The sequence below is a fragment of the Tunturiibacter lichenicola genome, assembly GCF_051013355.1.
Lineage (GTDB): Bacteria > Acidobacteriota > Terriglobia > Terriglobales > Acidobacteriaceae > Edaphobacter > Edaphobacter lichenicola_F.
Genome location: NZ_CP132945.1, coordinates 219,324 through 235,249 on the forward strand (window position 1 = coordinate 219,324; position 15,926 = coordinate 235,249).

Genomic DNA, 15,926 nt, shown 5'->3' on the forward strand with positions numbered 1-15,926 from the left:
ATTTTCCCTTCAAATTTTTGCAACTGCGCCGACGGGACTGGCTTGTGTAAATGAATCGCGATTCTGGAGACTCCCGCAATGAAGCAACGAATTTTGGCAGTGGTTGTCATGCTCAGTCTTGTCGCGTCGCAGCCTGCCTTCGCCTGGTTTAATGGCGGGCACGAGATCGTCGCCTACATCGCTTATCAGAGGCTCAACCCTGCTACGCGAGCGCGCGTGGACGGGCTACTCAAGCTTAATCCCATGTATGCGCGGTGGACTGTAGACGTGGAAAACAGCAGGAAACCGCTCTTTGCCTTTATGATGGCCGCAACCTGGCCGGACTGTATCAAACAGGCGAGCTGCGAGCCGGGCTACACCAGCGACGGCGGCAACACGCCTCCAGGCCAGCCCACCGACGATCAGAACATAGGGTATGCCGACAAGCTCATGCACCAGTATTGGCATTTCGTCGATACGCCATACTCGGCCGGAGCGTCGGGCCAGCCGCCGAAGACCCCCAATGCGTTGACCGAGATAGCGAAGCTTTCTGCCGCCATCGCCACGGATGAGTCCGACGACATCAAGTCGTACGATGTTGTCTGGCTGGAGCATCTCGTGGGAGACATTCACCAGCCGCTCCACGCCACGTCGCGCTTCACTATAGACCATCCGCAGGGCGACGCTGGCGGAAACCTGGTCTTCTTCTGTAACTTGCCGTGTACCGACGAGCTGCACGCCTACTGGGATGGATTATTCGGCGATACGCCCACCCAGGAGCAGATCTCAGAGAACGCCACAGCTCTGCTTCGCCATCCTAAGCCCGCCGGAACCGAGTCTCTCGATGTTCAGGCATGGGTCACCGGCAGCTTCGACTTTGCCAAGTCTGCTGTCTACATCGCACCTATCAGCCAGGACAACGATCCGTCTGTGAAGCTTTCTCCACGTCCGAACGCGCCCTACCGTTCCCAGGCCAATCGGGTCGCCAATGAACAGGTCATTCTGGCTGGATACCGCCTGGCGAACCTGCTCAATACAAAGCTCAAGTAGAAGTTGGTGTGGGACATAGATCACCCATTCAATATGTTCACTCGGGCTTACTTGCGAATTGAAGTGACATACTGGGCAATGGCCTCAACCGCCGCATGACGCGTGTGGCTGGAGGAAGCCCGACAAGACCTTTGCTGGCTACAAACTGACAGACCTTGCGGCCAGCGAGGCCCCGCCGGTTACCGCCTCGGGAGATTTGGGCTGACAAAACCGCAGGGAACGAATTACTTGACGGATGCGCCGAGCCGCCGCGAAGACCGATATAACGGATTGCCGGACAGCTCGATGAGGCGGATGTCACCCAGGCGGTGTGACACAACGTGCGTGAGAAGAGGCGCCTCGCACGTTGCAAGAACGTAAGAACTATCCCGGTGCGCCTTGATGCGCACAAAGCAAGGTAACCAGACCTTCCCTGAAGTCTCCGCCCTGGCGCGGCACAAGGAGTCTCCTCAGTCTTCCGCGCTTCGCTTGTGCAGACCGCCGCTTCGCTTCGCCCTCTGACGAGAGGTGGGCAATTCCCTTCCCCTTTGCGCCTTGCCGCCCCGCCGTCGCCAGGAGGCGTTCGGCGTGTATGTCACATGCCACGGCCACAAAGAAACAAACCAACACAGGAGGAACACCCTATGAGCGAGAAGACCATCAAGACCTACGCTGCATGGTGCCAAAGCCAACAGCCTCTCACCCCCTTTCTTTCACCCGGCGATGCCGTCGATGAGGCATTTGTCGACTGGGCCATGAATGTACTTCCACCTGCACGCTTTGACCTAGGCTATGTCCAGATCGGGGAGCCGCACACTGAGGTAAGTGGGAGAGCGACCTTCGCCACCTTCATCCACGAGTTTGGACGTTAGAGAGTCCTTGCGGAAATCCCAATGGTAGGGTCACTTATGTTCAAGGGAAAGAAATTGCTTGGCGGACTACACGGATGAACGTACTGGATAAGTCGTTGTGTTGTCTTCCTCTAGGCGATGGATATTTTTCTCAACCTGAGGAGTTAATGTGAGAGAGCCTTCCGCGCCGCATCGATTTTGAGCATCCAGTTAGGATGATCGAAGGCGATCTTCCTGGCGTAGTCGAGAGACTGCATGGTATTGAGACTCAGCAGCTGGTTGACATAGTGTTCGAGTGATACGGTGCTCCAGGGCGACACCGCCCGGTCGCTGGATTTGATGAAGTACCACTTTCCGAATTTGGTCCACGGGTCGGTAGCCGCGGAGGCAAGCATCTCCGTTCGGAGCTTTTCGATAATGGCACGGTCCGGAACTGGGGCCTGCGAGAATCGGGAGCGGCTTGCGGCAAACTCTGCGAGATCAGCGAGCCAGACCGGTGGCGTCTCCGCAGGAGGCATGTCCAGGACCTGTGCAGTGCGGCCTAGAATAACAAGCAGCCTGGAATCCGTGGGGCTGAAGCAAGCGCTTCTCACCGGCGCGGTGGAGAGGATCGGCAAGAGCATCAGTTGGCCTGTCCTCACGCTCCACACACGAATCGACATATCCCGCCCGTGGGTAAATACCAGCGAAGCATCCGGGCTGAAGCCGCCCTCGATCAAGGGAGCGTTGTGCTGCAGAAGCGGCGTGAGCGGTTGTCCTGTGTGCGCATCCCATACTCGTGCCGTGTGATCGTACGATGTAGTGAGCACACGGTCCGCATCCGCGCTGAACTCCGCATCGCTAATAGGCGCCGTATGCTCAAGGGGCGGTCCGAGTGGCACTCCGGTGTTGGCATCCCATATCCGCGCAGTGTGGTCCTCCGAGCCCGTGAGCACCAGACGACCGTCGCGACTGAACTTCGCGCTGAAGATAGCATTGTCTTGCTTCAGGCGCATCACACGCTTGCCGGTGAGGGGATCGATAAGGTCCGCTACCGAGTCGCTGGTCCCAAGCAGAGCATACTTGCCATCCGCGCTGAAGGCAGCAGCATTTACATCTTCGTGATACTCGAGGTTTGATGAGAGTCGCTCACCTGTAAGCGCGTTCCAAAGGTAGGCCGTATTTTCCGCGCTGCCCAGCACGCGCTGACCTTCAGGACTGAGAGCAAGGACCGTCAGCGCTTGCTCAACATGGAAGGGCGGCCTCGACGCGGTGCCAGTGGACGCATCCCAAAGATGCACGATCTCATCACGCGAGCTCGTCGCGATGTAGCGGCCGTCAAGGCTCCACGCAGCGGCTAGTATATCCGCGTTGTGACGCAGTGGCCCTAAGAGCGGTTGGCCGGTATGTGCATCCCAGATACGCGCCGTCTTGTCGTCAAAGACCGTCAGAATGCGCGAGCCATCCGGGCTAAAACTTGCGATCAGGATGTTCCCAACGTTGCAGCACAACGTGATGTGAATGTCTTGACGTTGCTCCGCGATAAGCTGAAAGGCAAGCCCTGCTGCTGGGTTGCCGTCTCTTTGCACGCGCAGGCTTTCGGCCAACTCACGCAGGGCCTCATGCTTGATGCCGTCATTGGCGAACTGGAGTGCGAGCAGATAGTGAATGTAGGCCGCGGGCGCCAGTCCAGAGGCGCCGACGGGAGGTGTGGGCACTCCTGGCCTGTCAGCAGTAGATGGACCGGCGAGTGGGGCCTGTTGTGCTTGCGAGGAAAGCACTGTTCCGCCAATGATCCCTCCAAGGGCCGCTATGGCTGGAAGAGAGAGACGTCGCCACGAAGAACAAGGAGCTGCGAGATGGTGTCGCTTCACGAAGATCCTGGAGGTCTGGTTAGCGGGGCCGTCCTAAGACGGCTCCCTTGATTGGTATCGTTCTGCGGATAATAAATCGGCGCGCATATCAGAGATTTTCCGGACAACACACGCCTTCCTGCAAGAGGGGAACGCAGCCTACAGATCCCTGCCTGACTCTAGCGTTTACGGCTTTAATACTTCAATGCCGCTGACCAGCGCGTTGTCCTTGTCGGTCTTGAAGGTCAGCACGATCTGGCCATTTGTTGCCGTCACCAGAAAGTCCTGCGAGTAGGCTACATCCTTGCCACCTGCTGTCTGATAGATATCGAAGTTCGACAGCAAGGTCTGTTGGCTACTAAGCCCTTGATTGGCGATCACGTCGAAGATACGCGAGTTGAACGCGGACCAATAGGTCTCTGCGAAGTGCAGCCGAACCGTATAAGCCGTGCCCGTGGTGAGATTGGGAATGGTGTAAGTAAAGTTACCGTGCCGGTTGGATTGATAAACAGCAATCGGAGCTGCGTTCTTCACCTTCGACATGTCGATGCTTACACCGACTCCCGTCACTGAGCCGCCCTGGAAGAACTCATCGGCGGCAAACGTATTCACCGCGGCCGTGCTGCCTGAGTCGATCGCGACCAGATCATCTGTCGTCGGGGGGGGAGGAGGCACAGCGGTAGTGGTCAACACTTCGATACCGCTGACCAGCGCGTTGTCCTTGTCGGTCTTGAAGGTCAGCACGATCTGGCCATTTGTTGCCGTTACCAGGAAGTCCTGCGAGTAGGCTACATCTTTGCCACCGGCTGTCTGATAGATATCGAAGTTCGACAGCAAGGTCTGTTGGCTACTAATTCCTTGATTGGCGATCACGTCGAAGACACGCGAGTTGGACGCGGACCAATACGTCTCTGCGAAGTGCAGCCGAACCGCATAAGCCGTACCCGTGGTGAGATTCGGAATGATGTAAGTGAAGTTACCGTACCGGTTGGATTGATAGACAGCCATCGGAGCTGCGTTCTTCACCTTCGACATGTCGATGCTCACCCCGACGGTCCCCGTCACCGAGCCGCCCTGGAAGAACTCATCGGCGGCAAACGGATTCACCGCAGCCGTGCTGCCTGAGTCGATCTGAACAATGGCGGTTTGTGTCGGCGCCTGACCTGGGATAGTAGCCTGCACCTCGTTAGACGCTTTCGACGCAACGGATCCGGCGACCGCCTCCACTGTATAGAAGTAGGTCGAGCCTGCGGTAACGCCGTTATCCGTATAGCTTGTTCCCGTCAGGTTCGATATAAGCTGCGTTTCACCGCCAGAGGATGTCCCCCGCAAGACCGTGTACGAGGTTGCAGTGGCGCTCGCTGTCCAACTCAACGCAACACTGGATGAGCCGGTTGTCTGCGACAGGGTAGGTGGAGCAGGCGGCGTCTGTCCTCCAACAATGCGGCCGGACACCAGAGCCGTGTCGGCGCTGGTTAAGCTTCCGTCGCCGTTGATGTCAAAGCGCGCGTTGCCCGGAGCCACAGCGGCATTGGTGATGTTGCTGCTTTCCAGCGAAACGTCAGCGCCGTTGACTACTCCGTCGCCGGTTACATCGCCTTCAAGCACAGTCAGCGCGACGTCAGCCGAGCCCGGGACAACAGAGGAGTTGTCAGCTGCCACGATGCCGGACAGATGCAGATTCAGCTTCTGCCCATCGGCAACATTGCTCAGCGCAATTGACACAACGGTCCGAGTTCCATCGTAGGTGATTGCGCCGACCGTACCCGTTGCCGCCGCGCCGCTCTGCTGTGTCAGCGACGCAGCGAAGCCGGTCACGGCCTTGGCGAAGTGCGCGACGACAGTGTAACTGCCTGGCGTCTGACTGACACGAGCCTCGGAGACCGGGGCCGTGATCGGGAACAACGTTGTGCCGAGTTGATCTTGAGAGCCAGAGGACAGCAATGAGTTTGCATCAAGCAGCGTTACCGGCAGCAGGTCGGCGATCTGCGATGCAGAGAGCGCCGTGTTGTACAGTCGGGTCTCATCGATCGTGCCCTGGAAGCCGAACTGGACCTGGTTGCTGCCAGCGGGCAGATCTTCCTCGCCCCATTCCAGGGCGCCGGCGCCATTGGCAGCCTGCGCCACTCCCTGAACGATGGCCTGCCCGTTCACGTAGAGCGTGCGCGTACCCGCGGGGCCATTCTGCACCATGGCGACATGAGTCCACTTCGCCGCGTTGACCACCGGGCCGGCGACATCGCCTGAAGGTCCACGCATGGCGAAGTGGTTGTTGGCGTTGACCAGCAGGCCGTACACGTTCCCGTTGTTGGCAGACTTCAGGACAATGGGCTGCTCGATGCCGGTCACGGCGTCAACCTGAACCCAGGTTGCGAGCGTGAAGCTTTGTGTCGCCGTGAAGTCGAGGCTCGGACTATCCTGCACAGTGATGCTGTCGGGGATCTTGGTGCCATGAAAGTTCCACCCGCCATTGATGTAACCAGCCGGGGTGTAGAGCGCCTCCCCATCCGACGCGAGCGAACCGGTATGGCCGTTGCCAGTTGCGTCGCTCACCGTGTTTCCAGTGGCGTCCTCCATCGGCCAGTAACCCACCAGACCGCTTTGCGCATAGGTGGGGTAAGTGGTGGCTTGCACAGTGTTGCTCGGCCCGGAGTCTCCCACACTGTTGAACGCCGTCACGCGGTAGAAGTACTGGGTATTCGGCACAGCGGTGGAGTCAGAGAAAGAATTGCCCTGCGCTGTGAGGGAGAGCTGGATGAAGGGTCCGCTCCCGCTGGTCGCGCGGAAGATGTGGAAACCGGCGAGCGAGGGGTCGGTCGCTGCGTTGTTGGTCCAGTTCAGATTGATAACCGTCGACGAGATGGTTTGCGCAGAAAGGCCGGTGGGTGCCGCAGGTGTGGCCGCTGCCGCGCTCTTGAGCCCAGCCACGACCAGAAAGCCTTCGGTTGTTCCTGAGTAGCACGTATAGTAAGCGTGAGCGTTGGCAACGATCATGGTGCTGAATTTAGTGGTCTGGCAACGGCCGCTGCCATCGGGAGCAGTGATGTCGTTGTTAAACGCCGTGCCGAGCCGCTGCATGGTGTTGGCGTCATAGGCATGAACGTTGCCATCGAGCCCCCAGACAATGCCGTTGCTGGTGCCGCTCGACGTAATAAACGGCGAGGAGCCCTTTGCATTGACGTTGCCGCCGGTGCCAACGATAGGTGTAGTAGAGATCGTGGTCACGTTGTTGACGTTGTCATACACAAGCAGTCGTTTGACCATCGGGCTGCCAGATGGTGCGTAATAAACTGCGCCGTTGAAGTAGCTGGGAGTAATGGTCAGCTGCGGGGCGCGCGGTTCGGCTAACTCCTGCAGTGCTTGTGCATCGTTCTGAAGGATGCCGCCCAGCACATCACGATCGATCAGGTACCACACACCCGCCTTGCCGCCAAACATCATCATGTGGGGGTGGTCGCCTTGTTGTGCGGGCAGTAGCAGGGGGCCGCCCGCGCCAAGGTCCGAATCGCCAGGTATAGAGCCTCCGCCGGAGTTCAGCGTGAACCAGTTGGAGGGGGTAAAGTACGAGCTGGTGTCGCTCATCGCCAACTGGTATTGCTGTTGACCCGCCATGGCCGCCGGCAGCTTCAGCGCCGTCTCCCCCCAGTCCATCGAGCCGCTGCTCGGGTCCTGATCAAAGGGGCCATTGCCGGTGACAAAGATAATGTTCTGATTCTCGTCGAGCGCGGCCGATGCGCCGCCTTGCCAGATGCCACCCTCGCCGCCGCCATTGTTCAGGCCATTATGGGTTGATGGGTCAAGTTTGGTGGCGCCGTTGGGCGTAGTGACGAAGCTATGTGTCAGATTCAGGGTCGAGCCGTCAAAGCCGAGCACCATGCCGTAGTAGCGCTGTTCGTCGCTGTGCGAGGCATAGACCAGGTAGACGATATTGTTCTTGGCGTCGAACGTCATCGCACCGCGCAGATGCTCATGCAGCGGAGCAAAAGGAATCTCGCCGGTTGGAGCCACCACTGGATCGTGGTCGCTCGCGCTCGAGTTGGAGACCGCGAAACCCTTGAAGGTCAGGTTGGCGTCAAGAACAAACGGCGCGACCTTGTCTTTACCTGTCTTGAGATCGAGCGCGTGCAGTTCCTGGCGGTATAGATTGTTTAGCGACTGGCCCGGAAACTTAATGAGCGAGACGACGAACAGTGTGCCGGATGCCGGATCGATGACCGGCGTGGTGGTGATGCCGAACTCGGGGCTTATGTCGTTGCCCGCTGCATCGGAAGAAGGCACGGTGGTGGGTGTGCCAAACTGCGCATTCGGTTCGAGAAGGCTCGTATGCCAGAGAGGAGCCGAGTCGTTCCCCGAGGTATTTGCGCCCAGAGGATCCGCATCCGCGTCAAACGCGTACACGCTGTCGTGTTGGGTGACTACGTAGACCACGTTGTGGCTTTTGTTGTCAGCAAAACTGCCCGGAAGACGGCTCAACGTCGCGGCGCTCATGAACAAAGGAGCCCCATACACCTGGCCGTCCAGCTTCTGGAAGAATAGCGGCGCAAACTTGGTCGAATCGTTAACAATGGCCGGTGTCAGAACCGTCTCGTTGGAGTTTAGGCCAGTGTGTTGTGGGTCAGCCTTCCACATCGTAATATCTTGCGCGTGCGCAGGCGTGATGGCGGCAAGTAAGCACACGAGGGAGAGCGGGAGCGCAAAACTCCTTATTCCTTGATTCACAGAGGTGCTTCCTTTCGGAACAACAGTTCTAGTGGCGGCGGTTTGGAAGCGAAAGAAGATCGGGGAGAGCGAGGAACTCGTGAATCTTCAGGCAACCACAGGATCAGTAACCATCTGGGCGATGTACGTTGGAGTCTTGAGAACTATGCTATGACCGCAATGGTTGTCGAGTAATCCAATGTCAACGCGAATCGGTTGCAGCCGGAGGCTTGACAACTCAGGACAACGCTACAGTCGTCCACAATGTTAGTCAACGTAATTTGCGGTCAAGGTCCATAGTGGCCGATCCTAACGGCGTCATCACCATCGAATTCGTAAGTACCAAAAACAGCGCTTTAGTGAATGCAGTAGAAATCAAGTAACTGCCTGCAGCATCCTCCTCGCCAGGCTCAGTTCTCTCATGAGCCTGAAAAATACGCTGAACATCAAGCGTCTGAGTTGCTAGGTGGAATTATTTTCTCTCCGGACTGGCAATCAGATTGTTCGGTCTCTCCCACATTGCAGAGAATCGGGCTTCAAATAATTCCGCAACCGCCGGACCTAACTCGTAGTGAATATCGTTATCCTGCCTTCGTAGACCCGATTGTGACCAGTTTGCTGGGCCAGTTCGCAGGAACATGCCGCCGATGACATAGCTCTTGAAGTGCATCAGGTCTTGCGACGACTTTACCCGAACAGCTACCCCGCCCCGTACGAGGACTTCTGTGGTCGAGTGCCCACGCCGCATCTCCTGTTCATACTCTTTGGCATCGCGATGGACCCGAACCGCCACGCCGGCGCGAGCAAGCTTCACCAACTCCTCAGCTAGCCGCAGGTCTGTGAAACTGTACATAGCCACGTCAATCGACCGCTTCGCAGAGCGCAAGCTGTCCTCCTCGCTTTGCTCCAGGTTCGTTTCCGATGCATACAAAACCGCCGCATGTCTGGCAGGACACGCGGGAACCTGTTCAACCTGAGCAGATGATGAGCTGACGAACAGCGTTATAGGCAGCATCAAAGATGCGAAAAGATGGAGGGAAGGCATGCCTGTAAGTTTACGAAGAAAGCGCAGCCTCGAGAATCGTTTCGCAAATCGGCCTTGCTTTCTAGTCCCACTTTGGAGTGTTCCGCCCGGGCATCGCGCTGTTCCAAACTCCCTCGTCGCGACACAGGTAAGAATATCGACGAGGAAAAAGGGTAAAAGGATGGGTGATTTCCGATGAAGCATGATTCCTACGCCGACTGAGCTTACTTTACTTGCGTAGCGAGCGATTTACCACAACGAAAGATTGCTATGAGACTTTACGTCCGTTCTTCACCCACTCGCTTTCAGGCTTTCCGAGCGCGTTAGCGGCAGACCATTGAGCAAGCTCAACCGAGGGTGTCGAAAGAGCGCTGGCTACCATCCAGCAAGGTCATCACGACCCGTTGCTCACGATCGTCCGTTGGCAGGTTCGGCTTAGTCACAAGCATCATGGACCACAGACAGAGACATCGAGAGTTGCAGAAGTACATCTCCCCTATGTCATCGCTGACGGTGTAGCAATGTGATGGTACGGCAAGCATGTCGTAAGAGCAGATTTGTCTCTTCATGGCTGAGTAGCAGATTCGTTTCCTGAATTCTCTCATTAGCGGGAGGAGGTCTTCTCCCGACCTGCAGCCGGTGATGGACCGACCGTCTTCCTGCCCAACCTCTGCAGGCCCTTCGCGCCCGCAATTCTCAAAACTAAACCAAAGCATCTTCCCTGCGCTTAGCGCAAAGCAAGGAGACCAAACCTTGCTGAGAAGCTCCGCTCCTGGCGCGCGCAAGGTGATGGAAAAAGCTCCGTGCAGCTCCAGGTATCCTCCTCATGGTCGTGGCCTGTTTAGCGCTTCTGTCGCTGTCGGGCTCGGCGTCATCATCTGTAGCATATTCACGCCGATGATGATTGCGCACCTTGAAACTGATGGGGCGCATGTAGCGCCCCACTGAGCAATCTAACGAGTGACTACATCTCCTGCACAGCCTGAGTGTCCGCACTGGCACAGTATTTCCGTACTTCCCTTTGTGGCTTCACAGTGAGGGCTACAGAATTTATCGCCTTTGGCAGGAATGCAACTACAAGCCGGATTATCGCATTTCTTGGTATCGCTCATTTCACACCTCTTTTTACGTTTTACGTACGTATTGGCATACCCAGACTAGGATGCGATTCCGGCTCCTGACGTTCAGGCAGACCTTAACTCATAGGATTTTCAGCCATGACGTGGCTCTCGTGGCTCATCGACCTGTTCCGTGCATGGCTCGGCGTTCGCCGGAGATCCAGCAGAAACAGAAGAGCATGTGGGTCAGGTCATCCAGCAGAATGCTGACCTGATAGCGCGGAACGCGCGAGATGAAGCAGCGCTCAAGGCTGATGCCAATGGTCCCCGCTGGTTAAGTCCAATGAGATGGATATCTGTTGCCGGTGGCGTCGCTCTTTCGGCAGACTGCCGGATTCTCCATTCTATGGAATTCACTCCCCCAGGGGAAAGTGATTAGCGCCGCTCTTGCATTCACAGCCTCAATTTTGACCGGTCTGCATGTTGCCCTTAAGTGTGACGCACATCAGTCAGAATGCAGGCGCTTGATACAGGCGTTTCTGGCGCACATTTGGAAACCGACAGCAGAATCCAGATCCTGCGAGTAGCCCTTTCAGCATGAAGTGGCGTTTCTCGGACTTCACCTTTGCATGGAGGCGTGGATGATGTCTTCTTTGCTGGGAAAGTAATGGTAGATCACCCCGCGCTGGCACCTAACTTCTTCGCCAGCGTTGACATCGGAGCCGCGTGGAACTCCCCGCTCCACCACGAGGTCCCGCATCGCTGTCCGCTTGTAAGAAGTCATCCTTCTGCCACACCTCTAGAACGTTCATTCTAGCGGACGGGCTGTGTGAACGAGCAGTCAGGTGCTGTTACTAACAGCGATGGTGCGATTCTAGCGTTCGATCCCAGTAGCATCTCCACGGGTGCGCCGTTGAGACCAGAGAAAATAATCGTCCATTGTTTCTGCGTTGACAAGGGCGAGACATCCGTCATTTGCGTTTAGCATTCGGTCGCTAGCGTAGAGGAGGAAAATCGCCACTCTCAGGCGCGTTTCCATTCTCCCCTTTTTCAAACTTGCAGCACCTTCGAAAGGTAGAGCCTTGATGCAACGTAGATTCCTGTTTCTCGTCCTTTTTCTCTTGGGATGCCTCCTTGTTTCGCCAACCCGCGCTCAACAAACACAAGGCAAGGTCAGTGGAACCGTGACCGACGCCACAGGCGCAGCTATCCCTGCAGCCAGCATTCTGCTTGTCAACGAACAGACGGCGGCCACGCGTATGACTACCAGCAACGACGCTGGCGGCTATTTGGTTCAGGATCTCAGTATCGGGACCTATACAGTCACCATTACTGCACCAGGCTTCACTACGCAGAAGCTCTTGGGCTTGTTGGTGCAAGCCGACCGTACGGCGACTCTGCTGGTCCAAATGAAGACCGGTGCGGTCTCCACCAGCGTCGACGTTTCGACTACAGCGCAGCTCAATACGACCGATCCCACCAATGGGTATGTCCTGGATGCCACGACGATTGAGAGAACCCCTCTCGGCACCGGATCGTTCACGCAGTTAGCCACGATGAGCCCTGGTGTTCATGCGGATCCTCTGGCGGGCACGGGGTCGAACACCGGACTGGGCAACCAGAACATCTACGCCAATGGCCAGCGTAGCTCCTCGAATACGTTCACCTTCAACGGCGTGATGGCGAACAATCTCTTCAACGGCAACTCTTCTTCCCAGGTGACCGAAGGCCGCGCCACTCTTAACACTGGAGAGTCCTTCCTCACCAGCGGGACCATCCAAACCAATACTTCGATCTATGACGCCATCGGCGAGTCACTCCCTTCGCCTCCACAGCAGACCATTGCAGAGGAGCGGGTGAACACTTCCATGTACGACGCATCGCAAGGTGCCACCGCTGGAGCCCACATCGATGTCACCACTAAGTCCGGCACCAACCTCCTGCATGGCTCCGCCTACGGCAACTGGGAGAGTTCCGAGTTGAACGCCACGCCCTTCTTCAATAATCAGACCAACGTTCCGAAGCCGGACCTCCATCGATACGTCCTTGGCGCGGAACTCGGCGGCCCCATCGTCCGTGATCGGCTCTTCTTTTACACCAGCTACCAGTACACGCGCGACCGCGACCAGCTCAACTCGCAGGCCGCCTATTTCGCTCCGCTCGGCCTGACCGGCGACCGCTCCGCGACAGGATTGCAGTCTGTCCTCACCGCAGTCGGACTTCCTGCTTCGACTCCGATCGATCCTGTAGCGATGGCCCTATTGCAGGCCAAGCTGCCCAGCGGCCAGTTCCTTATACGCAATCCTTCCACGCCTGGGAGTGAGGTTCAGTTTCTGGGTGAAGGTTCGAAGTTCGACGCATTGCAGATCAACGGAAATGCGGACTATGTTGTTAACAAGAAAGACACGCTGGCCTTCAAGTATTACTTCCAGCATGATCCAACCCAGAATCCGTTCGGAAGCACACAACTCGAAGGATTTCCTCAAGAGTTGAACGCGGCCAGCCAGACCTACTCTCTCGAAAACACGTACATCTTCACCCCCAGGTTCACATGGGAGCAGAAGGTCGGCCTGATTCGTCAGCTCGCTACCTCCTTTACCGGCCAGCCTTTGACTCCGCAGGAGGCGGGCATCAATCTCTTTGGCAGCGATATATTTCCAGGCATTACCATCAACAGCGTCGACCAGCCCTTTCCCAAACCGACCGGCGCACGCAATGACAAGCTGACCATTGGACCTACCTCGAACTTCTCTAATACCGGTTTCGCGCAGAATACTCTGGAAATCACCTCGGCCCTGAACTACGTGGTTGGCCGTCATTCCTTGGCATTCGGCGGGAACTATGACTTCACTCAGCTCAATATCCTCAACCGTGCCAACCAGGTAGCTGCGTATCAGTACAACAACATCCAAGGTTTTATGGCAGGGAACGGCACACTTACAGGCACATCCCTACTCAAGACCGGCACCTCGTCGGAGTATTTCCAGGGCTCCAGCAATCGCTACTACCGTTCCCCCCAGATTGGTGGCTTCGCACAGGACCAATGGAAGGCGACATCGAAGCTGACCGTCACCGCGGGCATCCGCTACGACAACGATGGAGGCCTCTACGAAAAGTACGGCAACCTGGTCAACTTCAATCCCGCCCTGTATTCCTACAGTCAGGCTAGCGACACCATCCTCAACAGCGGTCTTGTCGTTGCCGGCAACAATAAACAGTTCGCGACACCCGGCGCGTCCAATTCCACTCTTACCAACAAGCAGTATGGCTTTGGTCCCCGCATCGGCCTTGCCTACAGCCTGGCGCCGAAGTTTATCGTCCGCTCCGGCTTCGGACTCTACTACGACCGCGGCGAGTTCTTCACGAACTTCTCTCCCTCGGCCGGCGGCGGCTTCAACGGTCCCTTCGGCGTCACCCTGCAGCCGCCCTTCGTGCAGCCCGTCCAGGCCGCAGCTACTGGCACCTCGCAGAATCCTTTCGGTGCCACTGCTCCGCCAATCGACACCAATCCTGCCGACTTCATCAAAAACCTACCTAACCAGACATCTCTCATCAAAGGAACTGCGCCTTATCTCTTCGGAGCATACGGAGCCAACAACAAACTGCCTTACTCAGAGAACTACAGCCTGGACCTGCAGTACCAGCTAACCACGAAGATCGTCGCCGACGTAGGCTACACCGGAAACCACGGGCTGCATCAAACCGTCCCGCTGCCCTTCAACCAGCCCCAGGTCGCAACTCCGCAAAGCCCGGTCAACGGCCAGATATACAGCTACGGCTTCCAGGCGAACGACGGACAGAAAAAGCCGTCGACGCTGCTGACCGAGAAGTACAACACCAATACCGGAGGAAACACCGACCTCCGCGTACCGTACATCGGCTACAGCCCCAATTCGGTAGCCTGGTCCACTATCGGCTGGTCGCATTACAATGCTCTGCTCGTCTCGCTGCATCAGCAGAACTGGCATGGACTCGACTACCAGCTCTCCTACACATGGTCTCATTCACTGGATGCTTCGAGTGGATTTGGCCTCTTCTACAACGGAAATAATCCCAATAATCTGGCGTCCGGTTATGCCTCCTCGGACTTTGATCGCACCCACGTTACCGAGTTCAGCTTCAACTACCAGATTCCGGCGTATAAGACGGGCAGTCACTTTCTTCAGGAGGCGACGTCAGGCTTTGGCATGAGCGGCGTCACATTGCTCGAAAGCGGCCAGCCATACAACGTGTACGACTTCAGCGGATCCGTTGGCAGTATCTTTTATGCGTCGAACAATTTCCTGATCAACCCCGTCCTTCCACTGGCTCCTGGCATATCTGCGAAGAAGGCTCTCACCGGGCACTCCGGCACTTTCGTCAACCCCAGTCATCCGAACGGGACCAGCAGCAACTTCGCTAATCAGGCCTTTACCTCCCAGGCCTTCGCTTACCCGAGTCTTTTGCCTGGGCAGTCCGGAGTACCACCCTGCGGCCCTACTGCCGCAGGAACCACAGCGTGCGATATCTACGAGTCCAACTTCGGCAGCGGCAGTCGCAATATCTTCCGCAGCAGCTTTCAGAAGCGGGCAGACATCGCCATATATAAGGAGACCAAAGTTATGGAGAAGTATCGTCTTCGTCTAGCGATGGAGGTCTTCAACGTAACCAACACGCCTAGCTTCGACGCTCCTAACAACTCCTTCTCTGGTGCTACGTTTGCAAATCCACCGGTGATTACACCTATCGGCCCAAATAACGCTGACGCTTTTGGAGGTCAAAAGGTCGGTTCTGTCACCAACCCTATCGGCAGCCCACGGCAGGTGCAGTTCTACGGCATCTTCAGCTTCTAGTCCGTCCGACAGCCAATGGGGTGAGAAATGTATCGCCCCACTGGCTAGCGACGAGCCTGGTTCGCCACAATTGAACTGCCTTAACTTAGGTGGTCTGGATCGACGACTCCTAGGTCCGAAACTATAAAAGGCAGAATAAAATTTGAACCCACGGCCCTCACCCCAGGTGGTGGGGGTCTTTTTTGCGTTTGGGGTCGCTAGAATGTCTCAATGGAAAGAATCAACGATTCGAGCTGCTCAAACTGTGGGATTTGGAAGACGTGCCCCTCTGCGACATGGGTCTGGACCTTGCCAAGGACTTCCTAGTGAGCTGCGGATTGGCAGTCGACAAGATCAACGAGAGAAATAGCGCCGCCACGCGCCAGACTTCAACCTGATGTTCAAATGGGGTCGTCGAGCACTCCGATACGTCTCGCTGTCTAGGCGGGTTGTGGAGTTGAGACGGAGTTTGTTGTGTTCGGGCGAATAGGTAAAGAGAAGGACGCGAACGCGATCTTTCTTATCTAAGCGGTGAGAAGGACCGACATGAAGGCATTGATGGTAGGTGCGAGTGGCAAGTTAGCGGGTATGGTCTTGCCGGAACTGAAGAAACGTGGCAAATTGAGGCGGGCGTTGGTTCGGGC

7 protein-coding genes are annotated in these 15,926 nt (G+C 56.7%); 3 read left to right on the plus strand and 4 right to left on the minus strand.

Annotation, left to right across the window (positions count from 1 at the left end; all coding sequences use genetic code 11):
* Positions 1 to 78: 78 nt before the first annotated feature.
* Complete coding sequence (locus tag RBB82_RS23880; RefSeq protein WP_433975606.1) at positions 79 to 1,029, plus strand: S1/P1 nuclease; 951 nt, start codon at positions 79 to 81, stop codon at positions 1,027 to 1,029.
* 623 nt (positions 1,030 to 1,652) lie between these two features.
* Positions 1,653 to 1,880 (plus strand): hypothetical protein, encoded by a 228-nt coding sequence (locus tag RBB82_RS23885; protein WP_433975607.1) that lies wholly within the window; start codon positions 1,653 to 1,655, stop codon positions 1,878 to 1,880.
* Between the two features lie 143 nt (positions 1,881 to 2,023).
* On the opposite strand, the gene RBB82_RS23890 is transcribed toward RBB82_RS23885, so the two are convergent.
* From RBB82_RS23890 to RBB82_RS23905, 4 genes are all read right to left on the minus strand, one after another.
* A complete protein-coding gene (locus RBB82_RS23890; RefSeq protein WP_433975608.1) occupies positions 2,024 to 3,619 on the minus strand; it encodes a WD40 repeat domain-containing protein in 1,596 nt (531 codons plus the stop codon).
* A gap of 258 nt (positions 3,620 to 3,877) precedes the next feature.
* Positions 3,878 to 8,410 carry a malectin domain-containing carbohydrate-binding protein gene (locus RBB82_RS23895; protein WP_433975609.1) on the minus strand — a complete coding sequence of 1,511 codons (4,533 nt, stop codon included), beginning with the start codon at positions 8,408 to 8,410 and terminating at the stop codon, positions 3,878 to 3,880.
* A 451-nt stretch (positions 8,411 to 8,861) separates the two neighbouring features.
* The gene (locus RBB82_RS23900) at positions 8,862 to 9,275 is read right to left on the minus strand and encodes a phospholipase D-like domain-containing protein (RefSeq protein ID WP_433975610.1); all 414 of its coding nucleotides are present in this window, start codon (positions 9,273 to 9,275) and stop codon (positions 8,862 to 8,864) included.
* A 1,815-nt stretch (positions 9,276 to 11,090) separates the two neighbouring features.
* Positions 11,091 to 11,255 carry a helix-turn-helix domain-containing protein gene (locus tag RBB82_RS23905; RefSeq protein ID WP_433975611.1) on the minus strand — a complete coding sequence of 55 codons (165 nt, stop codon included), beginning with the start codon at positions 11,253 to 11,255 and terminating at the stop codon, positions 11,091 to 11,093.
* Between the two features lie 301 nt (positions 11,256 to 11,556).
* Between RBB82_RS23905 and RBB82_RS23910 the strand changes: the two genes are divergently transcribed.
* Positions 11,557 to 15,303 carry a carboxypeptidase regulatory-like domain-containing protein gene (locus RBB82_RS23910; RefSeq protein ID WP_433975612.1) on the plus strand — a complete coding sequence of 1,249 codons (3,747 nt, stop codon included), beginning with the start codon at positions 11,557 to 11,559 and terminating at the stop codon, positions 15,301 to 15,303.
* Positions 15,304 to 15,926: the final 623 nt, after the last annotated feature.

Coding starts and splice junctions, on each gene's coding strand:
- RBB82_RS23880 (WP_433975606.1), top strand. CDS start 79: ATGAAGCAACGAATTTTGGCAGTGGTTGTCATGCTCAGTCTTGTCGCG.
- RBB82_RS23885 (WP_433975607.1), top strand. CDS start 1,653: ATGAGCGAGAAGACCATCAAGACCTACGCTGCATGGTGCCAAAGCCAA.
- RBB82_RS23905 (WP_433975611.1), bottom strand. CDS start 11,255: ATGACTTCTTACAAGCGGACAGCGATGCGGGACCTCGTGGTGGAGCGG.
- RBB82_RS23910 (WP_433975612.1), top strand. CDS start 11,557: ATGCAACGTAGATTCCTGTTTCTCGTCCTTTTTCTCTTGGGATGCCTC.